The following is a 25,221-nucleotide window of genomic DNA, read 5'->3' on the forward strand; positions in this document are numbered from 1 at the left end:
AAGCAAGTGCGATACCCGTTGCGCGTGCAGGTACTCGAAGCGGCACGTGGATTGCTTCACACGATGGTCCCTTCACCGGGACGCCATGGTTGTTTGTTCGGTTCGGCCCGCCAGTTGGTGGGCCATTTTTTTGCCGAGGCCGCGGAAGCATCGGCGCGTCGCTTCGCAGATCGGTACAGCGATTGCTGTTTCTGTTGAGCGCAACCACACGCGACGGTAAAGGAGGCGACGCCCATGATGTTTCCCACAATCGTTATCAATCGCGAGGACCCCGCCTCGATGGACGCACAGACGCTGCTCGACGAACTGAGTGCGACGCTCGCCGTGTTCACCGGCGACAGCGGACAAAACCGCTTTTCCATTCGCGACGTCACGCTCGATTGCTCGCGCTTTCTGGTGGCGCGAAGCGATTCGGCGACTCCGCTTGGCTGCGGCGCATTTCGTCCGCTTGGCGAGCATATCGCCGAAATCAAGCGCCTGTATGCGCGTCCGGGCGCCGATGGCGTGGGCAGTGCAATCCTCGCGCGACTCGAGAAAGAAGCGGCGCAACTCGGTTATCAGGCGCTGTGGCTCGGCACGCACCTGAACAATCGCCGCGCGATCGATTTCTATGAAAAGCATGGTTTCCAGCGCATTGCGCCGTATGGACCGTATGTGGGCAAGGCCGACGCATGCTGCTACGAAAAGCGCCTCGGCGGGCAGGCGCCCGACAATCAGCGCAAGGAAACGATGCGCGACGCGTGACGCGTCAGAAACTCGACGGCATCGCGCGGCACGACACACGCCGCGCTACTTATGCAATTTTTTGCGTAGCGATTGAATGTCGTTCGCGGTGACGGGCCGCGCGTCGTTGCCCCATGAACTGCGAATCCATGAAAGCACGCTTGCCATTTGTGCGTTCGTGAGCGTTTGAGCGAAGCCGGGCATGGCCTGGCGCGGCGGCCCGCCGATCGTCGCGGGACTGTTGCCGCCTTCCACCATCAAGCGGATCAGCGAGGTCGTGTCTTCGGTGATCACCGACGGATTGCCCGCGAGGCGCGGAAACACATTCGGCACGCCGGCGCCTTCCGCGCCGTGACATTGTGCGCAGAACGAAACATAGACGCGTGCGCCGACCGATTGCGGCGCATCGATGCGATTGCCGTTGCGCGTCGGCAAGTCGGGCTGAGCATGCGGATCGTAGCGTCCGGAAGGTTTTTGCGCGGGCAGCGATTTCAGATAGTGCGCCATCGCGAGCGCGTCGTCGTCCGTCAGATACTGCGTGCTGTCTTCGACCTGCTCGACCATCGAGCCGAATGCCGCGAGGCCCGCACCGTGGCCCGTCTTCAGAAACGCGGCGAGATCTTTTTCGCCGATGCGCCCGAGCCCCGAGCCGGGATCGCCAGTGAGATTCGGCGCAAACCAGTTGTCGTTGATACCACCGGTCAAATAGCCAGGCGAGGTTTCGTCGTAGCCGCGCTCCTGGAAGCCCAGGCCGCGAGGCGTGTGACATGCGCCGCAATGGCCGGGGCCTTGCACGAGAAACGCGCCGCGATTCCATTGCGCGTCGCGTCCCGGCTTCGGCCGAAACGGTTCTTTTGGAGCGAAAAGCTGTTGCCAGAAGTACAGCACCCAGCGCTGATTGAAGGGGAACGGGACTTTCGTCGGCGGCGCGGGTTCGGGGACTGGCTTCACGCCATGCATGAAATACGCGTAAAGCGCGCGCATGTCGTCGTCGGACATTTTGGAAAACGACGCATACGGCATCGCGGGATAGAGGCGCTTATTGCCTGGCGACACGCCTTCTCGCACGGAGCGCGCGAAGTCTTCATAGCTGAATGCGCCGATCCCATAGCGCTTGTCCGGCGAGATATTGCTGCTGACGATCGTGCCGAAGGGCGAGGTCAATCCGAGGCCGCCGCCGTACGCTGGTCCGCCGACCGCGGTATGGCATCCCGCGCAGTCGGATGCTTTCGCGAGATAGTCGCCGCGCGCGACGAGCGCGGCATCCGCGGCTTGCGATTGCTGCGCGCATGCGCGCTGTTGCGGCGAGACATGCAGCACGCCAAGCACGCACAGCATCGCGGGAGCGCCCAGCGCCCAATAGCTGAAGCGCCGCATCATGAATTGCTGTCTCTGTGTGCGGACAGCGCGTTCGGCATCAGCGTCGCGGGCGCGCGATGCATCAGCCAACGCGCGCCGGTCGCAAGCGCCGCGATCAGATAGGCGAGGCCGCCGGGCACCCACATCACGAGCCCGCCGAGTTGTTGATCCTGCAACGGATCGAAACCGAGCGCCGACGTGGGCTCGATATACGCGGGATACCAGAGTCCCGGCGCGAGCGTGAGCAATGCGCCGAGCGCGCCGGTGTGAACCATCGTCGTGAAGAGCGACAGCATCGCACAGCCGCTCTGATCGCGCCGCGTGCCTTCGCCGAAAACGACCCACCAGAACAATAGTGCGCTCAGCAGAAAACTCGCATGTTGAAGCGTGTGAATAGCGGACGACGCAAGCGCCGCTTCGAACAGACGCGGCATATGCCAGGCCCACAACGCGGCGGCATGCAGCATCCACGCGACGGCCGGCGCGCACAGCGTTCGCCAGAGTGCGCGCAACGGCGGCGTGCGAACCGCCGCCGCTATCCGGTGACGCGCGGCGGGAGGAAAGGTCCATAGCCATACCGCGAGCGGCCTGCTGAGCACGAGCAGCGGCGCGGCGACGATCATCATCAATTCGTGCTGAACCATGTGCGCGGAGAAGAGCGCGGCGCTCAACGCATCGAGCGGCGAATCGAGCGCGGCGACGAGCATGAGCCATCCGAGTACGAATGCGCCTAGCTGACGCGCGCGAATCTCGCGACCGCGTTTGCTGCGCGCGCGCAGGCGCCGATAGCCGGCCACATACAAAGCAAGACTCACGATCAGCAAGGCGACGACCCAAGGCTCGAACGTCCAGCGCAGCACAGGCGGCGCACTGCGTTCGGCAGCGCTCAGCACATGCGCTTTTACCTCGGCAGAAGCGCAGAGCGCGGCGCAGGCAAGCAGACAACGGAGCGGATTGTTCATTGCACGCACGGAGAAATAAGCCATTGCGGTATCCACATTGCGACGAGCGCGAGCGTCGAAAGCATGCCGACCCATGTGGCCGCGCAAGCCATCATCGCGGGCCGCGCGGGCAGGGCCGGCGCGCTCGCCGGCGCAACCATGCCGGCCTCGCGCCAGCGATGCCACGCAAGCAGCGTGGCGACGATCGAGAACAGCAGCGCGGTGCCGGTCACGCTGCCCAAAGGCAAGAGCGTGCGCCACGCGCAGGATGGCGTGACGAGCGCATAGTCGGCGCTCAGCGCGGCGAGTACCGCGGAGGGCGCACCAAGGAGCGCGAGCCAGGTTCGCATGGCAACCTCCATCACAACCGGGGAGCAAGATAGATCACCGCATAGATCGGCAACCAGCTCAGTACGACGAAGTACCAGTACAGCGCGTTCTCGCTGACATCGACGAAACGCTTTCCTTCGAATGGTCCGGGGAACAGCAGCACGGCGAGGACCGCGGTGTCGACGGCGTCGGTAATCAGGTGAGTGGTGTGCAGACCGAGCAGCAGCCACACGACGGAGCCATACGCGTTCGCATACCAGCTCACGTTGAGCGCCGCGAATTCGAAGCCGCGAATCACGAGGAACACGACGGCGAACAGCAGACACACCGCGAGCCACAGCCGCGCGCGGCCGCGCTGCTCGCAGTCGGCGGCGCGCTTCGCGAGTTGATTCGGCCACATGCTCAGCAACAGTACCGCCGTGTTCACGCTGCCCCACAGCAGCGCGGGCGGCGCCGAGTCGAGCGGCCAGTGCGCGGTGAGGCTGCGCAGATAGAAGTACGCCATTGCCGCGATGGCGAACACGGTGCCTTCTATCAGCATCAGGCATACGGTGCCCCACCACATCAGGCTGCGATGTCCGAAGCCGAAGCTCGGCAAATGACGCACGTCCAGCATCAACGCAGGCGCGGTGCCCTGTTCGTTCAACGCCGCATTGCCGGGCACTTTGCGCAACTCCGTCATGGCCGTTGCTCCAACTGAAGCGCGCGCCGGTTTTGCCCGCGATTCGGCCAGAACCAGCCGATCATCGCGACGATCACGGGCACCGAGCCCCACACCACGGCCCACGGCGAAAAGATCGAGCCGATGAAGAGCACCGTGGTCGCCACCGCGCTGACAAACGGCCAGATCGACGGCGACGGAAACAGCAAGCGCAGGTCGGGCAATGCATCGAGTGCAGTGGTGGACAGCACTTCGCGCGACTCGGCCGCGAGCCCGCTGACATGCGTCGGCTGCGCGCCTGGTTCCCACAGCGGATCGCGTCCGTGAACCACCGGCAACGCGTCGAAATTATGCGGCGGCGGCGGGCTCGCGGTGCTCCACTCGAGCGTGCCCGCGCCCCACGGATCGGCGCCCGCAATTGCACCATGCCGATAGCTACGGAGCACATTGACGATAAAAATCAGTACGCTCACTGCGATCGTTATCGCGCCGATCGTCGCCGTCATGTTCAGGCCGTCCCAGCCCATTGCATGCGGATACGTCCACACGCGCCGCGGCATGCCGTGCAGACCGAGGATGTGCATCGGAAAGAACGTGACGTTAAAGCCGATAAAGAACAGCCAGAATTGCAGGCGTCCGAGCGTCTCGTTCAGCATTCGGCCGGTCGCTTTCGGAAACCAGTAATAGAACGCGCCGAATAGCGGAAACACCGCGCCGCCAAGCAGCACGTAATGCAGATGCGCGACGACGAAGTACGTGTCGTGCACCTGCAGATCGAGCGAGACCGAACCAAGCATCACGCCCGTCATTCCGCCGAGCACGAGAATGAAGAAGAAGCCGAGCGCGAACCACAGGGGCGTCTTCAGATTGACGCGTCCTGTCCAGAGCGTCGCGATCCAGCAGAAGATCTGCACGCCGGAGGGAATGGCGATCATCAGGCTCGCCGCGGTAAAAAAGCTCTTGCCGAGCGCGGGAATGCTCGTCGCGAACATGTGATGCACCCACAGCCCGAACGCGAGAAACGCGGTGGTGATGAGTGCGAGCACCATCGCCGGATAGCCGAAAATGGGGCGGCGCGCGAACGTCGGAATGATCGACGATAGAAAGCCGAGCGGCGGAATAAAGATCAGGTACACCTCGGGATGGCCGAAGAACCAGAACAGGTGCTGCCACAACAAGACGTCGCCGCCGCGCGCCGCGTTGTAGAAATGCGTGCCGACGAGACGGTCCAGAATCAGCGCGGTACTGCTCAGCATCACCGCCGGCATCGCGAACAGCACCATGAATTGCGTGATCAGCGTGGCCCACACGAAAAGCGGCATGCGGTTGAGCGACATGCCCGGCGCGCGCATCTTGAAGATGGTGGTGATGAGCACCACCGCTTCGAGCAGGCCGGAAAGTTCGGTGAAAGTGATCATCTGCGCCCAGATGTCGACGCCTTTGCCGGTCGAATAGTCGGGTCCGGCGAGCGGCACGTAACTGAACCAGCCGGCGTCGGGGCCGGCGCCGAGCAGAAACGCTACATACAGCGTCGCGCCGCCGAACAGGAAGACCCAGTACGCGTAGGCGTTCATCCGCGGAAAGGCGACGCTGCGCGCGCCGATCATCAACGGTACGAGCCAGCCGGCGACGGCCTGCATGACCGGCACGGCGAACAGAAACATCATCGTCGTGCCGTGAATCGTGAAGAGCTGGTTGTACAGCTCCGGGCCGACGAGGCGATTGCCGGGCCGCGCGAGTTGCAGGCGCATCGCAAGCGCGAGCAGGCCGGCAAGCAGGAAGAACACGAACGTGGTGATGACAAAGCGCCGCGCCACGGTCTTGTGATTGATCGCCGATAGCCGGCCGAGCCAGCCGGGCGGATCGCTCCAGGTGCGCGCGAGTGCCTCGGTGATCTGCGGTCCGGCAGCGGGGCCGTCCACCAGATGCTCGATCGGGCGCGCGGAAGTGGAATGACGTTCGCTCATTGAAGGGTTCTCATCCATGCTACAAGCGCATCGAGATCCTGCGCGGATAACTGGCTCGCCGGCATCGTCGTGCCGGGCTTCATGCTGCCGGGCGCCCTGATCCACGACGCCAGGTTGGCCGGCGTGTTTTCGAACGTGCCGGCGCCGAGCATCGGGCGGCTCATGACGTGCGTGAGATCGGGGCCGAGCACGCCGTGGGCGGAGGTGCCGCGCACGGTGTGGCAGCCCGCGCAGTTGCCGGTCGTGAAGAGGCGCTCGCCCTGTGCCTGCAATGCGTTGGCCGGCTGCGGCGCGGGCGCCCGCTGACGCGCGAGCCACGCGTCGTACTGGGCCGGCGGCTCGGCGACCACGGTGAACGCCATCAACGCATGTTCGAGGCCGCAGAATTCGGCGCATTGTCCGCGGTAGGTGCCGGCGCGGTCCGCCCGGAATTCGATCGTCGATTCGCGGCCCGGTATCATGTCCTTCTTGCCGTGCAGGTTCGGCACCCAGAAGGTATGGATCACGTCGTCGGCCTTCAGCGAGATCACCACCGGCCGTCCCACCGGAATGTGCAATTCGTTGGCGACGGCGAATCCGCCGCCGCGCGTGTCGTCCGCGTAGCGCGCTTCCCACCACCACTGGTGCCCGGTCATCTCCAGATGGACGGCGTCCGCGACGGGCAATCGCGACAGCGCGCGATCGGTCGCGATGTCGGCGACCAGCAGACCAAACAGCAGTACGACCGACGCAATCGACGCCGCGCCGACCACGCGGCGCACGCGTTTCTCCGGACGCTCGAGCGGGCCCAGGTCGGGGCTGGCATCGCGGCTCACGCGCGGCGCGCGCGCCATTGCGACGAGCAGCGCGATCAGCACGGCCGCGAAAACGAGCGAGCAGACCGTGAGCGTCAGCGTCCAGAGCGTGAAGATGTGCGACGCCTGCACGCCTGCCGGGCTGAGCGCATCATGGGCGGGTGCGGCCCGTGCATTCAGCGTTGCGCTGCAGCAGCAAAGCGCGGCGATCCGCAGCAGCCACGAGGCATGCCGCCGCTTTCCAGCAGGGTTGTCCAGCCGGCGTCGAGATGCTTGGCCTGTGTGCATGCTTGCGCGAGGTGGCGTGATGGTGGGGACGTTTGCGACTGGCTAGCAATCGCTGTACCTCGCGCGAGGCCGCGCCGGCGGCGCTTTCAAACGCTTACAGAAGTCGCGCCCGTCTTACTTTAATGAGCGGCGAGAGCGCTTCATATCGCCGGCGTTCGCTAATAAAATGTTGCGATGCGCATGAGGCCGCAGAGCCCGGCTTGCCGCTGCTTTATGTGCGAAAGAACAGAAAACCAGTACAAGAACACGGGGTGCGCCGTCTCCGGCGCATTGAATCGCAGGCCAGGTCCTCGGCCTATTGTCCAGGAGCAGCTTGATGGCGCATGCATACGAGCCGGATGACATCGTTCAGAACTGGGCGAATATATGGCTTCAGTCTTTGCGCGACTATGCGGTGATCGGCTTGTCGGAAGACGGCCGCATTCGCTCGTGGAATCCGGGCGGAGAAGCCATTCACGGCTATAGCGAAGAAGAAGTGATCGGTCAGCCGCTCGACATCTTCTATAGCGCCGAGCAGCGCGCCAAAGGTCTGCCGCAAACGGCGCTCGCCACGGCGCGCCGCGAAGGCCGCTTCGAGGGTGAAAGCTGGCGGCTACGCAAGGACGGCAAGGCGTTCTGGGCGAGCGTCGTTCTGACCGCGCTGCGTTCGTCCGACGGCGCGCTGCTCGGCTTCGGCGAGATCGTGCGCGATATGACCGACAAGAAAGCGGTGCATGACGCGGTGCTCGAAAGCGAGCGGCGTTTCCGGCTGCTCGTCGACGGCGTGACGGACTACGCGATCTTCATGCTGTCGCCGGAAGGCCGCGTGACGAACTGGAATTCGGGCGCGCACCGCATCAAGGGCTATGCGGCGAATGAGATCATCGGCTCGCATTTTTCGCGCTTCTATACACCGGAAGATGCCGCGCGCGGACTGCCGCAGCGCGGCCTGGAAGCCGCCGCCCGCGACGGCCGCTTCGAATCGGAAGGCTGGCGCGTGCGCAAGAACGGCTCGCGTTTCTGGGCGCATGTGGTGATCGACGCGATCCGCCACAACGGCACGCTGGTCGGCTTCGCGAAGATTACGCGCGACATCACCGAGCGAATGGAAGCGACGCGCTTGCTCGAAGAGACCCGCGTCGCACTCGTGCAGTCGCAGAAGATGGAAGCGATCGGCAAGCTGACGGGCGGCGTCGCGCACGACTTCAACAACGTCATGCAGATTTTGCGCGGCAACCTCGAACTGCTGGAAAGCCGCCATAAGCGCGACGGCTGGACCCGTGAGCGTCTCGACAAGGCGATCGACGCCGTGGAGCGCGGCGCGAAGCTCGCGTCGCAACTGCTCGCGTTCGGGCGTCAGCAGCCGTTGCGGCCGATCGTGATCAATCTCGCTTCCGCGATTCGCGGCATGGACGACCTGCTGCGCCGCGCGCTCGGCGAGACCGTCGAGATCGAAACCGTGGTGGCGGGCGGCCTGTGGAATACGCTCGTCGACGTGCATCAAATGGAGAACGTGATCCTCAATCTCGCGATCAATGCGCGCGACGCGATGAAGGAGGGCGGCAAGCTGACCATGGAAGTGTCGAACGCGATGCTCGACGACCATTACGTCGCGGGTTTTCCCGACGTGCCCGCAGGCCAGTACGTGATGCTCGCCGTGACCGATAGCGGCACGGGCATGCCGCCCGAAGTCGTGCAGCGCGCGTTCGATCCGTTCTTCACGACCAAGCCGGAAGGCGAGGGCACGGGCCTGGGTCTGAGCATGGCCTACGGCTTCGTGAAGCAGAGCGGCGGTCACATCCGGATTTACAGCGAGGTCGGACACGGCACGACGGTCAAGATCTATCTGCCGCGTTCGATGGAAGAAGCGGTCGAGGCGCCGGTTTCGCAGCCGGTCACGCTGCTCGGCGGAACGGAGACGATCCTCGTCGTGGAAGACGACAAGGACGTGCAATCCACTGTGGTCGATACGCTCTCCGGTCTGGGCTACAGCGTGCTGAAGGCGAACGACGCCGAGCAGGCTCTCGCCGTCGTGCGCAGCGGCGTGCATATCGACCTGCTGTTTACCGACGTGGTGATGCCCGGCCCGCTGCGCAGTCCGGCGATGGTCGCGCAGGCAGTGCAGATGTTGCCGCGTCTGAAGGTGCTTTTTACATCGGGCTATACGCAAAACGCGATTGTGCACGGCGGGCGGCTCGACCCCGGCGTCGAGTTGCTGAGCAAGCCGTATAGCCGCGAACAACTGGCGTACAAGATCCGGCAGATACTCGGCGTTGCGCCGCTCGTGCGCACTACCAACACCAATACCCACAGCGTTAGCAATGCGCACATGAACAGCAATAGCAACAGCAATAGCAGCAGCCGCGGCCACGAAACGCAGCAGCCGGCCGGCGGCGAGACGAGTCTGCGCCTGCTGCTGGTCGACGACGACATCGACACGTCCGAGGCAATCGGCGAATTGCTGAAGCTCGTCGGCCACGATCCGGTTGTCACCGGTTCGCCGCAAGAGGCGTTGCGCCTGCTTGAAGCGCAACCATTCGACGTGCTCATCACCGATCTGTCGATGCCTGTCATGCCGGGGCTCGAGTTGGCGCAACGCGCCACGCAATTGCGGCCCACGCTACGGGTTATCTTTGCGTCCGGCCACGAGATGCCCGCGGTCGACACCTTGCCCTTTCGCTGGGGAGCGCTTCGCAAGCCGTATAGCATCGACGAATTGAGCGCGATGCTGCGCGGCTTCGACGACTAGCGGGACCGCACGCGACCTGTCAGCGTCCAAAGGTATTGCACGTGAATCTGAACTGAGCGACCGCGGCGGCGGCGTCGCGTTTGCCGCGTTGCCGCAGTTCGTCTGCGAGGAGCTTCTGGAAGACGGCCGCTTCCTTTTCGCCGTACAGTTGGCAGAACTCGGTCAGCGTTTCCGCAATCGCGCGCCGTTCGCTTTCGCGACTCAATGTGCTGCTGATATGCGAAGACCCGCGCGCGAGTTCGAGCACGTACGCAAGACGTGCATTCGCCGCGGCGGCGCCGGCTGTTTTCGCCTTCGGCATGGGTTCTCTCACTATTTTTATTGATGTACGGCGAGGCTGGCTCGCCGGTATCGCGTGGTGACAGACGTTGCTTTGAATCTATCGTTTGAATTTATCGCGCGATGCTGAAGGAAATCTTAAGGCTGGTCTCTAGCGGCCACCGGACCTAGCTTCTGTCTACCGGCGACGCGTCGACGCGCGACTGGCTGCGCATATCGCGTAGAGCGTCTTCTGTGCCGCGCCGGATCGGCGGCAATCCGCTGATTTTTTCGGCCAGCATCCGCTCGTACACGCCGAAGTGCAGGTCCACTTCTTCTTGCGTCACGACGGTCACGAAGATGCGCACTTGCGAGGGCAGCAAGCCGAGCACGGTGGCAATCGCGGCTTCCAGTTGCGGAGCGCACAGCCGGTCTTCCGCGAAGGTCGTTCCGACGGAGACGTCGTAGGTTTTCTCTTCTCGCACCGCAACATCGACGAGGCGCGCGCGGGCGCTCATGTTGTTCTCTATCGCAATCCGTATCACGTCGACGGCGGTTCGCATTCCCTCGGTGGGAAATCCTCTTGGCGAGCGCAGGGACACACGGTGACGACCAAGAGTGAGCCAGTCTGAATCGAATTCCATGCCTTTTCTCCGACACTTTTTGATCTCGCACAACTATGTGGCTGCGCCGCTATTTTTCAAGTCCGGAAATTTGCGTGAAGGGTCTTGAAATCGTTGCGCGCGGATTTATTTTAGAAGTCGTTCAGTGAGTTGCGATCATGCAGACGCGCCGTTTCTGCAATGCGCTGCGTGTTCGATTTGTCTGTCAGGGGCTGCGGGCAGGCGGAGTGCAGTGTGCAGTGCCGTCCTCTCCTCGCCCCGGTACTACCGAGGAGGAAACGATCATGAGCGACCTTTACTTCGCGACCGACCTGTTCAGCCAGTTCGACCGTCTGCAGCAGCAGATGTCGGCGCTGTTCGGCGGTTTTCCTTCGAGCATCCGCTCGAGCCGCCTCGCGGCTTTTCCGCAAATCAATATCGGCACCACCGACGATTCCATTGAGATCGTCGCGTTCGCGCCGGGCATCGATCCGTCGCAACTCGACGTGTCGATCGACAAGGGCTTGCTGACGATTGCCGGCGAGCGCAAATCCATCGCGCCGGAGGCGGACGAGTCGACCCGTCAATACGCGCAGGAGCGTTTCACCGGGTCATTTCGCCGCGTGATCGAATTGCCGCAGCAGGCCGATCCCGACAAGGTGGAAGCCCGCTATACGAACGGCTGCCTGTCGATTAGCGTCGGCAAGCGCGAATCGTCCAAGCCTCGCGCAATCGCCATTCAGTGATCTCACCGATACCGATGATGGAGGGAATCATGAACGATACGACCGATGTAGTTCAGAAGGAGCAGCAGCCCGTCGCGCGCGGCGAGCGCGAACCGGCCGAGCCGCGCACGACGCTCACGCCGCCCGTCGACGTGATCGAGAACGCGCATGGCGTGACGCTGTGGGCGGATCTGCCGGGTGTGTCGAAAGAGAAGCTGGAAGTGCGCGTGCACGACGGCAATCTGCATATCGAAGCGGAAGCGAGCGTGCCGACGCGCGCCGGCTTGCGCCTGCAACACGCGGAAATCCGCGCGCCGCATTTCTCGCGCTCGTTCACGCTGAGTGCGGAATTCGACACGTCGAAGATCGAAGCGAACCTGCAGGATGGCGTGCTGAAGCTCGTCATTCCGCGGCGCGAAGAAGCGCGGCCACGGCGGATTGAGGTGAACGTCGGCTAATGGCAATGCCGCGGCCCGTGCGTTAGGGCCGCGGTTTGTGTCCGTTGGATGTTTAGCCGCATACCTGCTGTGCGTCGGCATCGCTGTCCGACGCCGGCACGGCCGCGCGCGTGCCCGCGACGATGCGCTCGTACACGCGCAGATAGTCGTCGGCCATGCGCGCGGCCGTGAAGCGCGCGTCGAAAGCGCGGCGGCATTGCGCGCGATCCAGTTCGCCGATGCGCGCGACTGCCTGCACAGCCTCTTCCACGTTATCGACGATAAAGCCGCTGACGCCGTGCTCCAGCACCTCGGGCACGGCGCCGCGTCCGAATGCAATGACCGGCGTGCCGCATGCCATCGCCTCGATCATCACCATGCCGAACGGCTCGGCCCATTCGACCGGAAAGATCAGCGCGCGTGCATTCGCGATCAGTTCCTTGCGCAATGTTCCGCCCACTTCGCCGAGATAGTCGGTGAAGTCGCGCGAACGTTCGAGCAGCGGCTCGATTTGCTCCGTGAAGTACTCGCGCTCGCCGGGGTGAACCTTGCCGGCCATCTTCAACGGCAGCCCCGCGCGCCTTGCAATTTCGACGGCGAGATCGGGCCGCTTGCCGGGCATGATGCGGCCAAGAAAGAGCAGATACGAGCCCGCACGCGGCTCGAATTCGAATTCGTCGCGCGGCAGGCCGTGATGGATGGTCGCTTGCCAGTTCGCGAAGGGCACGGGCTTGCGCTGGTCGTCGGAGATCGACACCAGCGGCGCCGACGCAAATTCGCGAAACAGCGGTCCGTGATCCACCGGCAGTAATTGCCCGTGCAATGTGGTGAGCGACTTGCATGGCAGCGACCGCGCGAGCGGAAAGTGCAGCGGATCGCCGTGAAAATGCACGACGTCGAATTCATGCGCGAGATCCGCGACGCGCGCGAGCTGCCGCACATGATGCGTGAGCGTGTCCCACACCGCGCTATCGCGCCATAGTCCCCGCTCGCAGATCGGCACGAGCCGCGCGGCGGTGCGCGAATCCGCCGTGGCGAATAGCGTGAGTTCGTGGCCTCGTCGAACGAGTTCTTCAGTCAGGTAGGACACCACGCGCTCGGTGGCGCCGTAGGCGAAAGGCGGAACGCTTTCGTAGAGAGGTGCGACTTGAGCGATTCTCACAGGCAATCTTGTCATCAGGTTGGGTTGTGGCCGCGTCCGCGATAAGCGCGCACGCGGCCATCGCGACACGCTTTACGACTGGTCTTTTTTCACTTCCGACAAGTCACTTTCCTTCACTTCCGCTTGCCGGACAGTGGTGCCGTCTTCGCCGGTTTCCGACACATCGGTTTCAAATGTTCCTTCGCCGGAATCGTTTTGCGTGGACTCGTTGGACTTGTTCGGGTCGTTCGGTTTGGTTGCCATTGCGTTCTCCCTCGGTTGGTTGGAAGGCAAGTGCAATCAGCAAGGCACGGTCCCGAGCGGTGCGATGCGTTGGTCCGGCGTTCGCGTGGCAGGCCGCGAAAAATTCGTCTGCTTGACGCGCCGCGGCATGCGGGTTGCTGGCCTACCGGTGTCGCAACGAACATTGCGCCACCCTGGCTACCCCGTTCGAACAAGTGAGGAAACGCATGAAGAAGATGACAGTAATTGCACTAGCGTGCGGTTGTTTCAGCCTGGTTCCGGTCGCTGCTAACGCGCAGACGGAAGCCGCTTCCACCACCGCCGCGAATCCGCTCTCGCAGGTGGACAAAGACTTCGTTCAGGCCGCCTCGATGTCTTCGTCGACGGAAATCGACGCTTCAAAACTCGCGACCAGCAACTCCAGCGACAAGGACGTGAAGTCGTTCGCGCATCACATGATGCTCGACCACACGAAGTTGACGGTCCAACTGAAGATGGCCGCACCGCACGGCGTCGAAGTGCCGAAGGACAATTCCGACACGAGCGTGCTCGACGCGCTCAAGCCGCTCAAGGGCAAGGAATTCGATCAGGCTTATATCCAGAAGCTCGGTCTTGAAGGCCACAAGAAGACGATCGCGGCTTTCGAAAAGGAAATTGCCGACGGGCAGAACGCGAAGCTCAAGCAGGCCGCGCAAAAGGCGCTGCCGACCATCAAGGAGCACTACCAGCGCGCCCAGCAACTCGCGTCGAAGAAGGGCGTCTCGGAGCAGTAACGCCTGCTTCCCGCCGATGGAGCCGCGCGAAGCGGCAAGCCCGCGCTCCGTCGACGCCGGCCTCGCGCAGCACGCCATGTGGCACGTGGCGTGCTGCGTTTGAATGGTAGTTTGAGTCGTAGCGGTAATGGCAGCCGAGGCCGGCCAGCCGGCCCGCTGCGTTCCGATCAACGCGTCAACTGACGGGAGAAGATCATGCCGCTGAAAAGAGGAACATCCAAGGAAACGGTGTCGCACAACATCAAGACCGAAACGAAACATGGCAAGCCGCGTAAGCAGGCGGTCGCCATTGCGTTGAACCAGGCCCGTAAATCGGGCGCAAAGATTCCGAAGAAGAGCGACAAGTAACGCGCCGAATGGCGCACGAATGGCGCTCGACACGACGACACCGCAACCTCGGACCGGAGGCGACAGCATGGGCACGCAAGACAGTGAACCCACACAAAGCGGACAAGCTGAACAGACAGGCGGATGCGCATGCGGAGCGGTGCGGTTTCGCGTCACGGCTCGACCGCGGCGCGTATCGCTGTGTCACTGCATGACGTGCCGCCGCGTTCACGGCAGCGCATTCGGCGCTTATGCGATGTTCGCCCGCGACGCTGTCGAGTTCACCGGTCACGTGCAGGCCTGGCAAAGTTCGGCGGAAGGACGCCGATACTTTTGCCCGACGTGCGGGTCGGTGGCCTTCATGGAATATCTGGGAAGCGATGAACTGGACGTGCCGCTCGGCGCGTTCGATAACGTCGGGCTTTACGAACCTACTTACGAACTGTGGTGCCGCCGCAAGGAACCGTGGCTGCCTAAGGGCGTGCGTACCGAGTATGAGGAGGAAAGCCCTGAATAGTCGCGTAAAGCATGCAGTGCAGAACGCCGGTGCCTCCGGCCACTACTTTCGCAAACCAAGGAGCAGAGATGAGCGATCCGAAGCAATCCAATACACAACCTGGTAATCCGAAGAATGCGGGCAAGCAGAGCGGCCAGCAACAGCAGAACCAGCAGAAGACGCCGCAGCACCAGGGCGGACAACGTCAGCCCTGATTCGCTGTAGCAGGCTTGCCGGCGTTCGCTTTTGACACGCCGGCAGCCCGTGTGACGACAGAGCGCGGCGCGCATTGGATGCGCGCCGTGTCCGCGTATGCGCCATCGCCATGTGATTTTTTACAAGGCCCCTAACCAGTCGACGATAGCAATTGCAGGGATTGAGATGGTGAGAAGGAAGCTGCACTTTCGCAATAGCTCGCTGCGGGACTTCGCATCGCCCGACGGTGCGCCCACCACCGCGAGCGATTACAGGATCTACCCGACGTATCGACGCACGGCGACCGGCACGTTCACCGGCGACCTGAAGGTCGTGAGGACGACGGATGACCGCGTGATTTTCCCTTACGACGGCGCGCCGATGATCGGTCCATTCGAGACCGCGCTGGAAGCGCGCGAGGCTGCCGCGCGCAAGGGCGCGGAACTGGTCGCGGCGGATTTGCTGAACCCGGAGCCGTGAATGCGTGAAGCGAAGCGGGGCGCGCGGCGTGCGAGGCCGCGCATGAGATTGCAGGCGTGAGGCGCGGGATCAGGCGCGTTCGCTTTCCTTGGCTTCGGTTTTTGCTTCGCTTTTCGCTTCGTTGTTCCCCTCGTTCCGAGCCTTCTCCGCCGCGGTTTTCTCCACACACGCATCCACATCGACGCTCTCCCTGCCATGCGCGCCGACGCGGCTTGCCAGCCGCAGGTACGCGGCCGCGAGCCGCCGCAGATCGTCTTCGGAAGCGTCTTCGATACCGATCAACTGGTTGTTCGCCGCCCGATGCGACGCGAGCAATTCGTTAAGTTTGAGATGCATCGCGACGCTGTCCTTGTTCTGGCTTTGCTGGATCAGAAAGACCATCAGGAACGTGATGATCGTGGTGCCCGTGTTAATGACCAGTTGCCACGCGTCGGAAAAATGAAAGACCGGTCCCGTGACGGCCCAAACGACTATCGTGATGAGCGCGAGGCCGAATGCGATGGGCGAACCCGCGATCCGCGTGACTGAACTGGCGAACACGTCGAATGCGCGCGTGACCGGATTGCGCGATGCGTACGCGGGGCTCGAGGTCGGCGGAATAGTGTTGATGCTGTCCGAGCTGGAGCGCGCTTCTGCTGGTCTCATGTTATTTCTCCCGGAATGATTCTATCGAACGCGCAGCACAGTTCGTGCCGGGTTCGCGCAAGCAGCTTCCGGTAATACGAAAAAATGCTTCAGCAGCACGAGCAGCCGCCGCGATGGCGCATGCCGTAACTGCCCGCGTCGTCGCTCGAATCGGCTGAGCCGCCGCCGAGCGACGGTGCGCCGATCACCACGCGCGCGGCAGCGTTTCCGCACTGCGGGCAGGGCGCGGGTTCATCGCGCTCGGCAATGCGGCGCGCCGTTTCGAAGTTGCCGCATTCGGCGCACTGGTAGTCATAAACTGGCATGGGTGTCGATCTGCGAGACGAAAAATTTAAGTGCCGATCGCCGCGCGGGGCGACTGCGTCGTTTAGTCGACGCCGGCTTGCGATTGCTCCAGTTTAGCGCGCACGCGCGCGGCGAGTACTTCGGGAGAGAAGGGCTTTCTGATCACTTCCATATCGGACGGTGTATCGCCCGGCGCATAGCCTGTGACGAGTATCACGGGCATCCGCGAATAGCGCTGTCTCACCGACTCGGCGACCTGGCGGCCGTTCAGCGCGCCGGGCAGGGCGACGTCGCTGATCAGCAGATCGAAACGCGCGCCCGCATGCAGCAGCCGCAGCGCCGCGGCTCCGCTGTCGGCCTCGAGTACGCGATAGCCCTGTTCCCTCAATTGCTCGGCGGTAACTTCGCGGACGATCTCTTCGTCCTCGACGAGCATGATGGTTTTGCCGGGGCCAGTGCTGTGCTCTTCGACATCCTCGCGTTGCACCGAGGCCGGCATGTAGAGGCGCACCGTCGTCCCTTTGCCGACCGCAGTCTGCATCTGCACGATTCCGCCGGACTGTCTGACGAAGCCGTATATCTGGCTCAGGCCGAGACCGACGCCCTGGCCCGAAGGCTTCGTCGTGAAGAACGGCTCGAACGCGTGCTCCATGATCTTTTGCGACATGCCGGTGCCCGTGTCGGATACCGCGATGCAGCAGTAGCGTCCGGGCAGCGCGTCCTCGAAGTCGGCCACCTCGGCTTCGTTCAGGATCACTTCGCTCGTGCTGATGGTGAGCCAGCCGCCGTCCGGCATCGCGTCGCGCGCATTCACGCAGAGGTTCACGAGCGCGCTTTCCATCTGGTTCGGGTCGCATTGCACGAGCCACACGCCGTCGCCGAGTTTCAGCTCGACGTTGATGCTCGCGCCGACCACGCGGCGGATCATGTCCTCCATGTCGTGCGCGATCGCGTCGAGGCTGACGAGCCGCGGCTCGAGCGTTTGCTGGCGAGCGAACGCGAGCAGACGGTGCGTGAGAGTCGCGGCGCGCACCGCGCCTTTTTCCGCGCGCTCGACAAGCGTGACGACGTCGCTTGGGCGGCCTTGTTGCATGCGCACGCGAATCAGGCCGAGACAACTCATGATCGCTTGCAGCATGTTGTTGAAGTCGTGCGCGATGCCGCCTGTGAGCTGGCCGATCGCCTTCAGCTTTTCGCTGTGACGCAGACGTTCTTCCGCACGCGAACGTTCGCGCGCTTCCACATGCAGCGTGTCGAGTGCCTGCTGCAATTCGGCCGTGCGCTCGTACACGCGTCTTTCGAGTTCCTCGCCGCTGCGTTCCAGCGCTTCGCGTATGCGAGCCTGGTCCTCGATATCCGTCGATGTGCCGAGCCACGTCACCGTGCGTCCTTCGGGGCGCACCGGCCTCGCGTGCGTCTGAAACCAGCGGTACGCGCCGTCCGCGCGACGGATGCGATGCGCGACCGCATATTCGCCTTGCGCCTCACTCGAAGTCCATGCCGCCATGGTCGCGTCGCGGTCCTCGGGATGAATCGCATCGAGCCATCCGAGACCGCGGCTGTTCTTCTCCGGCAGTCCGCTGTATTCGGTCCATTGCGGGCTGTCCCACGTGCGCTCGCCCGTGCTCGTGCAGGTGAAGACCAGTTGCGGAATCTGCGTCGCCAGCATGCGGTAACGCTCTTCGCTTTCGCGCAGCGAGGTCGCGTGCTTGCGCGTTTCGGCGGCGATGCGAAGCCGTTCGACGGCGGCGGCAAGCAGGTTCGCGTACGAGCGCAGGAACTCGGTGTCCACGTCGCTAAAGTCGCGCGGCTTGCGGCTGTCCACCTGCAGCACGCCATACGCGGGCCGGTCTTTTCCGCCAAGAATCACGACATTGATCAGCGCCTTCACGCCCGCATCGACGATGAACTGCGAGTAGCGGAAGCGCTTTTCATTGGCGATGTCGGGCGAGATCGCGGGCTTGCCGGTTTGCAGCGCATAGCCTTCGGACGAGCCGCGCTCGGCGCGCGCCCTGGCCTCGCCGACGACGCCCGGCGGCCAGCCGACTCCCGCGCGCACGACGAGCGTGACGCGGTCCTTCTGTAGTTCCATCACCTTCGCCATGTCGGTTTGCAGCGCTTCGGCCACGAGCCGGCAGGCCTCGGTGAGGATCTCGTCGAGATCGTCGGAACGCAACGCAAGCTCGCCGAATCGCGCCAGAATCGCTTGCTGGTTGACAAGAATGGCTTCGCGGTCCGCAGTGCTCACGGCAAGATCCTTTGCTTGCTTGCTTGAGAAGAAGAAACCGGGCCGCCCGTACCGCGGCGGCCCTATAGATGGCTGCAGCCAGATTCATTCCTGACACGGCGAAAGAGTGCGTTTGCATGCGACGCTGCCACGCGACGTGTGAACGCGCGCGAGGAACGCGCGATGCTGCACCGTCTGCCACCCGATGACGAACCTCAAGGAGATGCATATGGCGTCCAATAGCAATTCGACCAGTTCCAACGGCGGTCCGATTCGCAAATTCATCGATGTCCAGAAGGCGCTGAAAGGCGCCTCGTATCCCGCCGACAAGGCGAGTCTGCTGGACACCGCAAAAGGCAACGGCGCCGACGACGAAGTGCTCGACGCGCTCGAACGTTTGCCGGAACAGGAGTACGGCAGTCCGGCGGAAGTCTCGAAGGGCGTGGGCAACGAGTGACCTCGCGCGGCCGCGGCGTGCAAGGCCGCGGCCGCTGTCAAATCTGCAAGCGACGGAACGAACTACAAGCAGCAACGGTTCGCGTTGCGTCATGTTTGCGAAAGCTCCGCAAGCATCACCGACAGCGTGCCCGCCTCGTTCTGCACGCCCGCATCGAGATTGATCGCGCCCGGCGTCTCGGTTTCGATTGCACGCAACAGACGCGGCGTGAACGACGCGCCGAAGCGCGCGATCATTGCATCGCGTGCGCTGTCTTTGGCTTCGATGAGTTCGCGCAATTCGTCGAGCGGCAAGCCGACGAACAGGTTCAGCGGATAAGGCGGCGCGTCGGCATCGCCTGAGTCCTGATTGGCCGCGCGAATGCGCAGGCCCGGCTGCAGATGCGCCGCGAATTCAGCCGTCACTTCGTAGTCAGGCGCAAAGTTGAGCGACGTCTTTGCCTCGCTCTCGAGAAAAGGCGCAACGCCTTCGAGGCGCGCAAGTTCTTCGTCGCTGAGCAGCATGATCGGTTCTCCTTTTAGTGGCATCGCCAGATTTGCGGGCGAGACTAGCTTCCCAGCAAGCCGCTTGCCGCGGTAGCGTACGACCTGTCGCGCATACGTGCGGGCATGAGCGATGCTGCGCGTGGCTGACATCGACTAACCCAAGCCGTGCCTCGCGCGACGGCGAACCGAACGGTGCTACCATGCATTCGAATCTGAAAGGCGCGTTGCTGGCCGTATCGATTGCCGCGTTGGCAATGGGCGCGTCCGGCTGCAAGAAGGTCGACGACGCGAACAAGGACACTACGAGTTCCGCCAGCAGCGGTGTGATGAGCAATTCGGCGGGCGCGAATGGAACGAGCGGTGAGAGCGACGCCGCGAAACGCGCGAGCGATACGGCGGCGGCCGGTGCTTCGGGCCAATCGGGCAGCGCGGCGTCCGCGGCCTCCGGGAGTCAATAACGCGTCGTCGTGTCAGTTAAATTGCAGGAGCGCCGCGCTCGGGCTCCGGTTTGCAAGGGACTTGTCATGAGTGAATCGACGCATCGGCCGTCATTGGGCGCGGCCGTCTATTACCAGGACCCGTTCGCCGCGCTCGAATGGCTCGAGCGGGCTTTCGGCTTCAAGCGGCAAATGGTGATTACCGACGACGCCGGGCAACTCGCTCATTCGGAAATGCGTTTCGGCGATAGCTACGTGATGATTAGCCGCGAATGGTCGGAAGACTCCGTGAGTCCTGTATCGGTCGGCGGGAAGAATACGCAGTCGGTGCACGTGCAACTAAGCGAAGGCATCGACGAACATTGCGCCCGCGCGCGGGCCGAGGGCGCTGTCATCACGCGCGAACCGGCGGATCAGTTTTATGGCGACCGTGTTTATGCGGCGCGCGATCCCGAAGGACATATCTGGAGTTTCGGGCAGACCGTGCGCGCCGTTTCGCGCGAAGAAGCGGAGCGCGTGAGCGGCTTGAAAATCGAAGGCTGGATATAGCGGGATATGCGTAACGAGCCTGAGATTAACCGCGCCGGTTTTGTTCCGATTCACATGCAACAACCGGCCGGCGTCAGTTTCCGTTTTGCAAAAGCGGACGATGCAGAAACCATTCGCGCGATCGAATTCGAAGCGGGCGCGCGCTTCGCGAGCGTCGGCATGACCGGCATCGCGGATGCGCCGCCGATGAGCCTTGCCGTGGTCGAGCGCAAGATTGCGGCGCAGGAGATTATCGTCGCGGTGGATAGCGATGGAACGCGCGCCGGATTCCTGATGTTCGAGCCGCAACCGGCGCGCATCTACATTCAGGAACTCGATGTATTGACCTCGCACGCCGGGCGGCGCATCGGCGCGGCGTTGATCGAAGAAATCGTGCAACTGGCGCGTTCGCGCGGGCTCATGCAGCTTGTTTTGTCGACGTATCGCGACGTGCCGTGGAATGCGCCGTATTACCGGCGACTCGGCTTCCGCGATATCGAACAAGCCGAGCTTGATGACGCGCTGATTGCGCGGCGCGATGCGCATATTGCGCGAGGGCTTGATGAATCGAAGCGCGTTTTCATGCGACGCGATCTCGGTTGATGCGGTTTTTGACGTGCACGCTTTGCGCGACGCAGAGCAAAAAAAGCGGCGGGCGTCGCCGGAGTTTTGCACATGCTCCGATGACACCCGCCGCTTTTCACTACATGTTTGCAGCAGCGAATCTTCTTGCTTTACTGCTTATTCCACCGCTTATTCCACCGTCTCCAGCGCCGGATAATCCACATAACCCGTCTCGCCACGAGCGTAATACGTAGCCGGGTCCGGCTTGTTCAACGGCGCGTTCGTCGCAAAGCGGCGCACGAGGTCGGGATTCGCGATGAACAACTGGCCCCAGGCCACCGCGTCGGCTTCGCCTGCGTCGAGTACTTGCTGCGCGGTTTCCTTCGTGAACTTTTCGTTCGCGATGTACGGGCCGCCGAATGCCTTCTTCAACTGCGGGCCAAGGCGATCTTCGCCCAACGCTTCGCGTGCGGCGATGAACGCGATCTTGCGCTTGCCGAGTTCGCGGGCCACATAGCCGAAGGTTGCCGCGGCATTCGAATCGCCCATGTCGTGCGAGTCGCGGCGCGGCGCCAGATGCACGCCCACGCGCTGTGCGCCCCACACGTCGATGCAGGCGTCGGTGACTTCGAGCAGCAGACGCGCGCGATTTTCGATCGGGCCGCCGTAGGCGTCGGTACGCTGATTGGTGCTGTCCTGCAGGAACTGGTCGAGCAGATAGCCGTTCGCGCCGTGCACTTCAACGCCGTCGAAGCCCGCGGCTTTCGCGTTTTCCGCGCCTTTGCGGAAGGCCTGAACGATGCCCGCGATTTCATCGAGTTCGAGTGCGCGCGGCGTCACATACGGACGCTCGGGGCGCACGAGGCTCACGTGGCCTTTCGCGGCAATCGCGCTCGGCGCGACCGGCAACTCGCCGTTCAGAAACAGCGGATCGGAAATGCGGCCCACGTGCCACAGTTGCAGGAAGATCTTGCCGCCGGCAGCGTGCACGGCCTGCGTGACGAGCTTCCAGCCTTCTACCTGTTCCTGCGACCAGATGCCCGGCGTGTCTGCATAACCCACGCCCTGCGGCGTGACGGAAGTGGCTTCGCTGATGATGAGCCCTGCCGTTGCGCGCTCGGCGTAGTACTTCGCCATCAGCGCGTTCGGCACGCGGATTTCCTCCGCGCGCTGACGCGTGAGCGGCGCCATGATGATGCGGTTCGACAGCGTGAGGTCGCCAATTTGCAGCGGATCGAAAAGAGTCGGCATAAATATTCACCTTTGGCGGAGGCGCGGACGCCTTGCCGAAAAGAGTTGCGTGACAACAAGAAAGTGACGGAAAGCGGCGATGCCGGACGACTCAGAGCTTCGAGTTCATATGCTCGAGAAACGCCTGAATAACGGCCTCGTTGCGTTTGAAGAACACCCATTGCCCCACACGTTTCGACGTGACCAGTCCCGCGCGCTGTAACGCGGCGAGATGGGCCGACACGGTGGACTGCGAGAGCCCGCAGCGCGCGTCGATCTTGCCTGCGCATACGCCGTGGTCGAGCGGGAGTTCCTGATCGGCGAAGTGCGCATGCGGCTCGCGCAGCCAGCCAAGAATCTCGCGACGCACCGGATTGGCGAGCGCCTTGTGTATCGCGTCCATGTCCGGCGCGATGGGGGTTCGTTTCATTCGTCAACTACCGTCATGCGGTTTCAATGAGCAGGCGCGCGGCGCGTTGATGCGTCGCGTTGCCTTACGTCTGCATCGCTACTGGACGAAGTATATATCGGATTTTAACGATATGTGTTGAGGCACTACTGGGGGTGGGGGAATGGATGAGGGCCGCCTATCAGGGCAGATTCTCGCGCAGCACGATGCTGAACTGCACGGGCTTCACGTCGCTCATTGCATCGCGCTTGTCGCGCACGTTGCGGAAAATACGCAGACAGTTTCCCACCATGGCCTGCGGAGTCTGCGTGATCAATGCGTCCATGGTCCCGTCGATTAGCAAGGCTCGCGTGTCCGGCGTCAGCCCATGCCCGACGAAAAGAATCTTCTGTTCCGAGCGCGCTTCGACGATTGCGCGCGCCACGCCATCCGATCCGCCGCCACTGTTGTAAATGCCGGCGAGGTCCGGATGCTGCTCGAGCAGCCTGCGCGTCTGCATATAGTTGCGCTCGCTATCGTCCTGTCCTTCGCGCAGTCCGATGACGCGCACTTGCGGAAAGGTGGATTCGATCAGATGAAGAAAGCCGATCTCGCGTTCTTCATGTCCGCGATAGTTGAGGCTGCCCGCTAGCATTGCGATCTTTCCGCTCGGCCGAGGACCCATGAAACGACCGAGCAACAGTGCCGCGGTGCGTCCCGCCGAACGATTGTCGATGCCCACGTAAGCGAGACGCCGCGCATTCGACAGATCCGAAATGAGCGTGATCGCGGGCACGCCCTGGTCGGCCAGCGCATTGACTGCATCGCGCACCACAGGATGCTCGAGCGCCATGAACACGACGCCATCCGCGCGTTGTCCGTAATGCAGCAGACGGTCGGCCAGTTCTTTAGGGTTGAAACTTTCGACGTAATGCACGCGGCACTTCATGTCGAGCGCGTTCCATTGATCGTGCGCGAAGTCGATATAGTCGCCCAGCATGTGCAAATAGCGATTCGTGCCGGCGGGCAGCAGAAACGCGATGCGCATGGGTCTGGAAGCGGCCGCAGCAGGCGCTTCCTGTGTGAGCAGATAGCCGAGTTGCGCGGCCGCCTCCAGCACACGCCGTGCGGTGACGGCGCGCACGCCTTCGCGCCTGTTGAGCACACGATCCACCGTGGCAGTGGAGACGCCCGCAGCGCGCGCGATATCCGGAATGCGGGCGCGTGCGGCGGTGATGAGGTTAACCGGATCGGCCATAACCGTCCTTCGCAGATTGGAAGTCCATCAAAAACCATCAGGTTCGCGGTTTGACAGCGATTGCCGCGCACGCCTAGTCTTGCAGCTATCGCACGACAGATCAACGCAGCCGATCGGAAGTCGGAGCGTTGCCAGCAGGTGATGATGTTTTTTGATGGATTCGTCAGTCACATCAATTATAAGCAAGGAGACACTCAAATGACCAACCTCGCGAGACGCGCATTGCTGCGTGCCGCAGCCGCCGCGCCGATGGCCGGCGCGCTCGGCTTTCCGGCGATCGTGCGTGCTGCATCCGGCCCGGAGTTCGTGTTCAAGTACGGCAATAACCTGCCGCTTACGCATCCACTGAACGTTCGGGCGCAGGAGGCGGCCAATCAGATCCGCGAGGCGTCGAAGGGGCGCATGGAGATCCGTATATTCCCGAACAACCAGCTCGGCGGCGATACGGACATGCTCGCGCAGGTGCGCAGCGGCGGCATTGAGATGTTCACGCCCTCCGCACTCGTCGTATCGACGCTCGCGCCGTCGGTTGCGATCAACGCCGTTGGCTTTGCGTTCAACGACTACAACCAGGTGTGGGCCGCGATGGACGGCAAGCTCGGCGCTTATGTGCGCGCGGCGATGCAAAAGGCCGGACTGGAGTCGTTTGAAAAGATGTGGGACAACGGCTTTCGTCAGACGACCACCAGCAACGGACCGATCACGAGCGCGCAGACCATGCGCGGACTGAAGATTCGTGTGCCGGTGAGCCCGCTCAGCATCGACATGTTCAAGGGGCTCGGCGCCGCACCGACCAGTTTGCAATTCAGCGAAGTGTATTCGTCGCTGCAAACACATATTGTCGATGCGCAGGAAAATCCGCTGCCTATCGTGCAGGTCGCAAAGCTCTACGAAGTGCAGAAGTACTGCTCACTGACGAATCACATGTGGGACGGCTACTGGTTCGTACTGAATCCGCGCGCATGGCAGCGTCTGCCGAAAGACCTTCAAGGCATTGCGAGCGACGCGTTCAATCAGTGCGCGCTGAAGCAGCGCGACGATGTGCGCAAGCTCAACGACGCGGCGGTCGCCGATCTGCAAAGCAAGGGCCTTGCGATCAACCGGCCCGCGCCTGATTCGTTTCGCGCGGCGCTGCGTCAAGCGGGTTTCTACGCGCAATGGAAAGGCAAGTTCGGCAATGAGGCGTGGGACCTGCTCGAGCAATCGGTCGGCAAACTGGCCTGATGCAACACCGCGCGGGCAAGCATCG

General features: G+C 62.9%; 31 protein-coding genes. 14 read left to right on the top strand and 17 right to left on the bottom strand.

Annotated features, from left to right (window positions below):
- Window positions 1–234: 234 nt before the first annotated feature.
- A complete protein-coding gene (locus tag CUJ91_RS20410) occupies window positions 235–744 on the top strand; it encodes a GNAT family N-acetyltransferase (RefSeq protein WP_006049363.1) in 510 nt (169 codons plus the stop codon).
- Between the two features lie 45 nt (window positions 745–789).
- Here CUJ91_RS20410 and CUJ91_RS20415 read toward each other — a convergent pair whose 3' ends face one another.
- From CUJ91_RS20415 to coxB, 6 genes are read right to left on the bottom strand one after another with little or no spacing between them, the layout of a single operon-like run.
- Window positions 790–2,103 (bottom strand): c-type cytochrome, encoded by a 1,314-nt coding sequence (locus tag CUJ91_RS20415; RefSeq protein WP_114156972.1) that lies wholly within the window; start codon window positions 2,101–2,103, stop codon window positions 790–792.
- On the bottom strand, window positions 2,100–3,068 hold the full coding sequence (locus tag CUJ91_RS20420; RefSeq protein ID WP_114156973.1) for a cytochrome c oxidase assembly protein: 969 nt from the start codon (window positions 3,066–3,068) through the stop codon (window positions 2,100–2,102). The genes CUJ91_RS20415 and CUJ91_RS20420 overlap by 4 nt, the downstream gene beginning before the upstream one ends.
- Entirely contained in the window at window positions 3,041–3,373 is a 333-nt protein-coding gene (locus tag CUJ91_RS20425; RefSeq protein WP_114156974.1) for a hypothetical protein, read from the bottom strand. The genes CUJ91_RS20420 and CUJ91_RS20425 overlap by 28 nt, the downstream gene beginning before the upstream one ends.
- A gap of 11 nt (window positions 3,374–3,384) precedes the next feature.
- On the bottom strand, window positions 3,385–4,035 hold the full coding sequence (locus tag CUJ91_RS20430; protein WP_114156975.1) for a cytochrome c oxidase subunit 3: 651 nt from the start codon (window positions 4,033–4,035) through the stop codon (window positions 3,385–3,387).
- A complete protein-coding gene (gene ctaD / locus CUJ91_RS20435; protein WP_114156976.1) occupies window positions 4,032–5,981 on the bottom strand; it encodes a cytochrome c oxidase subunit I in 1,950 nt (649 codons plus the stop codon). Before ctaD ends, CUJ91_RS20430 begins: the two co-directional genes overlap by 4 nt.
- Window positions 5,978–7,063 (bottom strand): cytochrome c oxidase subunit II, encoded by a 1,086-nt coding sequence (gene coxB / locus CUJ91_RS20440; RefSeq protein WP_114156977.1) that lies wholly within the window; start codon window positions 7,061–7,063, stop codon window positions 5,978–5,980. Before coxB ends, ctaD begins: the two co-directional genes overlap by 4 nt.
- A gap of 316 nt (window positions 7,064–7,379) precedes the next feature.
- On the opposite strand from coxB, the gene CUJ91_RS20445 reads away from it, so the two are divergent.
- Window positions 7,380–9,791, top strand: coding sequence for a hybrid sensor histidine kinase/response regulator (locus tag CUJ91_RS20445; RefSeq protein WP_114156978.1), 2,412 nt, complete (start codon window positions 7,380–7,382; stop codon window positions 9,789–9,791).
- Window positions 9,792–9,810: 19 nt separating this feature from the next.
- Here CUJ91_RS20445 and CUJ91_RS20450 read toward each other — a convergent pair whose 3' ends face one another.
- Both CUJ91_RS20450 and CUJ91_RS20455 read right to left on the bottom strand, forming a co-directional pair.
- Window positions 9,811–10,092, bottom strand: a complete 282-nt coding sequence (locus tag CUJ91_RS20450) for a hypothetical protein (protein ID WP_053859455.1) — start codon at window positions 10,090–10,092, stop codon at window positions 9,811–9,813.
- A 145-nt stretch (window positions 10,093–10,237) separates the two neighbouring features.
- Window positions 10,238–10,693 carry a hypothetical protein gene (locus tag CUJ91_RS20455; RefSeq protein WP_051153846.1) on the bottom strand — a complete coding sequence of 152 codons (456 nt, stop codon included), beginning with the start codon at window positions 10,691–10,693 and terminating at the stop codon, window positions 10,238–10,240.
- A gap of 263 nt (window positions 10,694–10,956) precedes the next feature.
- Between CUJ91_RS20455 and CUJ91_RS20460 the strand changes: the two genes are divergently transcribed.
- Window positions 10,957–11,397, top strand: coding sequence for an Hsp20/alpha crystallin family protein (locus CUJ91_RS20460; RefSeq protein WP_006049373.1), 441 nt, complete (start codon window positions 10,957–10,959; stop codon window positions 11,395–11,397).
- A 29-nt stretch (window positions 11,398–11,426) separates the two neighbouring features.
- Complete coding sequence (locus CUJ91_RS20465; RefSeq protein WP_053859453.1) at window positions 11,427–11,834, top strand: Hsp20/alpha crystallin family protein; 408 nt, start codon at window positions 11,427–11,429, stop codon at window positions 11,832–11,834.
- Between the two features lie 52 nt (window positions 11,835–11,886).
- Here CUJ91_RS20465 and CUJ91_RS20470 read toward each other — a convergent pair whose 3' ends face one another.
- Both CUJ91_RS20470 and CUJ91_RS34455 read right to left on the bottom strand, forming a co-directional pair.
- Window positions 11,887–12,975 (bottom strand): glycosyltransferase family 4 protein, encoded by a 1,089-nt coding sequence (locus tag CUJ91_RS20470; RefSeq protein ID WP_053860752.1) that lies wholly within the window; start codon window positions 12,973–12,975, stop codon window positions 11,887–11,889.
- Window positions 12,976–13,047: 72 nt separating this feature from the next.
- A complete protein-coding gene (locus tag CUJ91_RS34455) occupies window positions 13,048–13,218 on the bottom strand; it encodes a hypothetical protein (RefSeq protein WP_167450662.1) in 171 nt (56 codons plus the stop codon).
- A gap of 206 nt (window positions 13,219–13,424) precedes the next feature.
- On the opposite strand from CUJ91_RS34455, the gene CUJ91_RS20475 reads away from it, so the two are divergent.
- The 5 genes from CUJ91_RS20475 (at window position 13,425) to CUJ91_RS20485 (ending at window position 15,468) form a co-directional block, all read left to right on the top strand.
- Window positions 13,425–13,970 carry a DUF4142 domain-containing protein gene (locus CUJ91_RS20475; RefSeq protein ID WP_029966227.1) on the top strand — a complete coding sequence of 182 codons (546 nt, stop codon included), beginning with the start codon at window positions 13,425–13,427 and terminating at the stop codon, window positions 13,968–13,970.
- Between the two features lie 195 nt (window positions 13,971–14,165).
- Window positions 14,166–14,318, top strand: a complete 153-nt coding sequence (locus CUJ91_RS34460) for a DUF6496 domain-containing protein (RefSeq protein WP_006049378.1) — start codon at window positions 14,166–14,168, stop codon at window positions 14,316–14,318.
- Between the two features lie 67 nt (window positions 14,319–14,385).
- On the top strand, window positions 14,386–14,814 hold the full coding sequence (locus CUJ91_RS20480; RefSeq protein WP_114158007.1) for a GFA family protein: 429 nt from the start codon (window positions 14,386–14,388) through the stop codon (window positions 14,812–14,814).
- 68 nt (window positions 14,815–14,882) lie between these two features.
- Complete coding sequence (locus CUJ91_RS35130) at window positions 14,883–15,008, top strand: hypothetical protein (protein WP_006049380.1); 126 nt, start codon at window positions 14,883–14,885, stop codon at window positions 15,006–15,008.
- A gap of 166 nt (window positions 15,009–15,174) precedes the next feature.
- On the top strand, window positions 15,175–15,468 hold the full coding sequence (locus CUJ91_RS20485; RefSeq protein ID WP_029966222.1) for a DUF6723 family protein: 294 nt from the start codon (window positions 15,175–15,177) through the stop codon (window positions 15,466–15,468).
- Between the two features lie 69 nt (window positions 15,469–15,537).
- Here CUJ91_RS20485 and CUJ91_RS20490 read toward each other — a convergent pair whose 3' ends face one another.
- From CUJ91_RS20490 to CUJ91_RS20500, 3 genes are all read right to left on the bottom strand, one after another.
- Window positions 15,538–16,113 carry a low affinity iron permease family protein gene (locus CUJ91_RS20490; protein ID WP_006049382.1) on the bottom strand — a complete coding sequence of 192 codons (576 nt, stop codon included), beginning with the start codon at window positions 16,111–16,113 and terminating at the stop codon, window positions 15,538–15,540.
- An 89-nt stretch (window positions 16,114–16,202) separates the two neighbouring features.
- Complete coding sequence (locus tag CUJ91_RS20495; RefSeq protein ID WP_114156979.1) at window positions 16,203–16,418, bottom strand: FmdB family zinc ribbon protein; 216 nt, start codon at window positions 16,416–16,418, stop codon at window positions 16,203–16,205.
- A gap of 62 nt (window positions 16,419–16,480) precedes the next feature.
- Window positions 16,481–18,646, bottom strand: a complete 2,166-nt coding sequence (locus CUJ91_RS20500; RefSeq protein WP_029966218.1) for a response regulator — start codon at window positions 18,644–18,646, stop codon at window positions 16,481–16,483.
- A gap of 208 nt (window positions 18,647–18,854) precedes the next feature.
- Between CUJ91_RS20500 and CUJ91_RS20505 the strand changes: the two genes are divergently transcribed.
- Entirely contained in the window at window positions 18,855–19,082 is a 228-nt protein-coding gene (locus CUJ91_RS20505) for a DUF2795 domain-containing protein (RefSeq protein WP_006049385.1), read from the top strand.
- Window positions 19,083–19,171: 89 nt separating this feature from the next.
- Here the strand turns inward: CUJ91_RS20505 and CUJ91_RS20510 are convergent, their stop codons facing one another.
- Window positions 19,172–19,585 (bottom strand): hypothetical protein, encoded by a 414-nt coding sequence (locus tag CUJ91_RS20510; RefSeq protein ID WP_006049386.1) that lies wholly within the window; start codon window positions 19,583–19,585, stop codon window positions 19,172–19,174.
- 182 nt (window positions 19,586–19,767) lie between these two features.
- On the opposite strand from CUJ91_RS20510, the gene CUJ91_RS20515 reads away from it, so the two are divergent.
- From CUJ91_RS20515 to CUJ91_RS20525, 3 genes are all read left to right on the top strand, one after another.
- Window positions 19,768–20,025: a hypothetical protein gene (locus CUJ91_RS20515; RefSeq protein ID WP_006049387.1), complete on the top strand. Its 258-nt coding sequence runs from the start codon at window positions 19,768–19,770 to the stop codon at window positions 20,023–20,025.
- A gap of 66 nt (window positions 20,026–20,091) precedes the next feature.
- Window positions 20,092–20,553, top strand: coding sequence for a VOC family protein (locus tag CUJ91_RS20520; protein ID WP_006049388.1), 462 nt, complete (start codon window positions 20,092–20,094; stop codon window positions 20,551–20,553).
- A gap of 54 nt (window positions 20,554–20,607) precedes the next feature.
- On the top strand, window positions 20,608–21,135 hold the full coding sequence (locus CUJ91_RS20525) for a GNAT family N-acetyltransferase (protein WP_114158008.1): 528 nt from the start codon (window positions 20,608–20,610) through the stop codon (window positions 21,133–21,135).
- A 150-nt stretch (window positions 21,136–21,285) separates the two neighbouring features.
- Here the strand turns inward: CUJ91_RS20525 and CUJ91_RS20530 are convergent, their stop codons facing one another.
- From CUJ91_RS20530 to CUJ91_RS20540, 3 genes are all read right to left on the bottom strand, one after another.
- Window positions 21,286–22,347: an alkene reductase gene (locus CUJ91_RS20530; protein WP_114156980.1), complete on the bottom strand. Its 1,062-nt coding sequence runs from the start codon at window positions 22,345–22,347 to the stop codon at window positions 21,286–21,288.
- A 91-nt stretch (window positions 22,348–22,438) separates the two neighbouring features.
- Window positions 22,439–22,756: an ArsR/SmtB family transcription factor gene (locus CUJ91_RS20535; protein WP_053859450.1), complete on the bottom strand. Its 318-nt coding sequence runs from the start codon at window positions 22,754–22,756 to the stop codon at window positions 22,439–22,441.
- A 160-nt stretch (window positions 22,757–22,916) separates the two neighbouring features.
- The gene (locus CUJ91_RS20540) at window positions 22,917–23,972 is read right to left on the bottom strand and encodes a LacI family DNA-binding transcriptional regulator (RefSeq protein WP_053859449.1); all 1,056 of its coding nucleotides are present in this window, start codon (window positions 23,970–23,972) and stop codon (window positions 22,917–22,919) included.
- Between the two features lie 198 nt (window positions 23,973–24,170).
- On the opposite strand from CUJ91_RS20540, the gene CUJ91_RS20545 reads away from it, so the two are divergent.
- Window positions 24,171–25,196, top strand: coding sequence for a TRAP transporter substrate-binding protein (locus CUJ91_RS20545; protein ID WP_006049393.1), 1,026 nt, complete (start codon window positions 24,171–24,173; stop codon window positions 25,194–25,196).
- Window positions 25,197–25,221 lie beyond the last annotated feature (25 nt).

Origin of the sequence: Paraburkholderia graminis (assembly GCF_003330785.1) — a bacterium.
Classification (GTDB): domain Bacteria; phylum Pseudomonadota; class Gammaproteobacteria; order Burkholderiales; family Burkholderiaceae; genus Paraburkholderia; species Paraburkholderia graminis.

Coding starts and splice junctions, on each gene's coding strand:
- CUJ91_RS20445 (WP_114156978.1), top strand. CDS start 7,380: ATGGCGCATGCATACGAGCCGGATGACATCGTTCAGAACTGGGCGAAT.
- CUJ91_RS20485 (WP_029966222.1), top strand. CDS start 15,175: ATGGTGAGAAGGAAGCTGCACTTTCGCAATAGCTCGCTGCGGGACTTC.
- coxB (WP_114156977.1), bottom strand. CDS start 7,063: ATGCACACAGGCCAAGCATCTCGACGCCGGCTGGACAACCCTGCTGGA.
- CUJ91_RS20410 (WP_006049363.1), top strand. CDS start 235: ATGATGTTTCCCACAATCGTTATCAATCGCGAGGACCCCGCCTCGATG.
- CUJ91_RS20495 (WP_114156979.1), bottom strand. CDS start 16,418: ATGCCAGTTTATGACTACCAGTGCGCCGAATGCGGCAACTTCGAAACG.
- CUJ91_RS20465 (WP_053859453.1), top strand. CDS start 11,427: ATGAACGATACGACCGATGTAGTTCAGAAGGAGCAGCAGCCCGTCGCG.
- CUJ91_RS20520 (WP_006049388.1), top strand. CDS start 20,092: ATGAGTGAATCGACGCATCGGCCGTCATTGGGCGCGGCCGTCTATTAC.
- CUJ91_RS20480 (WP_114158007.1), top strand. CDS start 14,386: ATGGGCACGCAAGACAGTGAACCCACACAAAGCGGACAAGCTGAACAG.
- CUJ91_RS34460 (WP_006049378.1), top strand. CDS start 14,166: ATGCCGCTGAAAAGAGGAACATCCAAGGAAACGGTGTCGCACAACATC.
- CUJ91_RS20510 (WP_006049386.1), bottom strand. CDS start 19,585: ATGCTGCTCAGCGACGAAGAACTTGCGCGCCTCGAAGGCGTTGCGCCT.
- CUJ91_RS20490 (WP_006049382.1), bottom strand. CDS start 16,113: ATGAGACCAGCAGAAGCGCGCTCCAGCTCGGACAGCATCAACACTATT.
- CUJ91_RS20540 (WP_053859449.1), bottom strand. CDS start 23,972: ATGGCCGATCCGGTTAACCTCATCACCGCCGCACGCGCCCGCATTCCG.
- CUJ91_RS34455 (WP_167450662.1), bottom strand. CDS start 13,218: ATGGCAACCAAACCGAACGACCCGAACAAGTCCAACGAGTCCACGCAA.
- CUJ91_RS35130 (WP_006049380.1), top strand. CDS start 14,883: ATGAGCGATCCGAAGCAATCCAATACACAACCTGGTAATCCGAAGAAT.
- CUJ91_RS20430 (WP_114156975.1), bottom strand. CDS start 4,035: ATGACGGAGTTGCGCAAAGTGCCCGGCAATGCGGCGTTGAACGAACAG.
- CUJ91_RS20460 (WP_006049373.1), top strand. CDS start 10,957: ATGAGCGACCTTTACTTCGCGACCGACCTGTTCAGCCAGTTCGACCGT.
- CUJ91_RS20420 (WP_114156973.1), bottom strand. CDS start 3,068: ATGGCTTATTTCTCCGTGCGTGCAATGAACAATCCGCTCCGTTGTCTG.
- CUJ91_RS20475 (WP_029966227.1), top strand. CDS start 13,425: ATGAAGAAGATGACAGTAATTGCACTAGCGTGCGGTTGTTTCAGCCTG.
- CUJ91_RS20455 (WP_051153846.1), bottom strand. CDS start 10,693: ATGGAATTCGATTCAGACTGGCTCACTCTTGGTCGTCACCGTGTGTCC.
- CUJ91_RS20515 (WP_006049387.1), top strand. CDS start 19,768: ATGCATTCGAATCTGAAAGGCGCGTTGCTGGCCGTATCGATTGCCGCG.
- CUJ91_RS20530 (WP_114156980.1), bottom strand. CDS start 22,347: ATGCCGACTCTTTTCGATCCGCTGCAAATTGGCGACCTCACGCTGTCG.
- CUJ91_RS20505 (WP_006049385.1), top strand. CDS start 18,855: ATGGCGTCCAATAGCAATTCGACCAGTTCCAACGGCGGTCCGATTCGC.
- CUJ91_RS20535 (WP_053859450.1), bottom strand. CDS start 22,756: ATGAAACGAACCCCCATCGCGCCGGACATGGACGCGATACACAAGGCG.
- CUJ91_RS20425 (WP_114156974.1), bottom strand. CDS start 3,373: ATGCGAACCTGGCTCGCGCTCCTTGGTGCGCCCTCCGCGGTACTCGCC.
- CUJ91_RS20415 (WP_114156972.1), bottom strand. CDS start 2,103: ATGATGCGGCGCTTCAGCTATTGGGCGCTGGGCGCTCCCGCGATGCTG.
- CUJ91_RS20525 (WP_114158008.1), top strand. CDS start 20,608: ATGCAACAACCGGCCGGCGTCAGTTTCCGTTTTGCAAAAGCGGACGAT.
- CUJ91_RS20545 (WP_006049393.1), top strand. CDS start 24,171: ATGACCAACCTCGCGAGACGCGCATTGCTGCGTGCCGCAGCCGCCGCG.
- CUJ91_RS20450 (WP_053859455.1), bottom strand. CDS start 10,092: ATGCCGAAGGCGAAAACAGCCGGCGCCGCCGCGGCGAATGCACGTCTT.
- ctaD (WP_114156976.1), bottom strand. CDS start 5,981: ATGAGCGAACGTCATTCCACTTCCGCGCGCCCGATCGAGCATCTGGTG.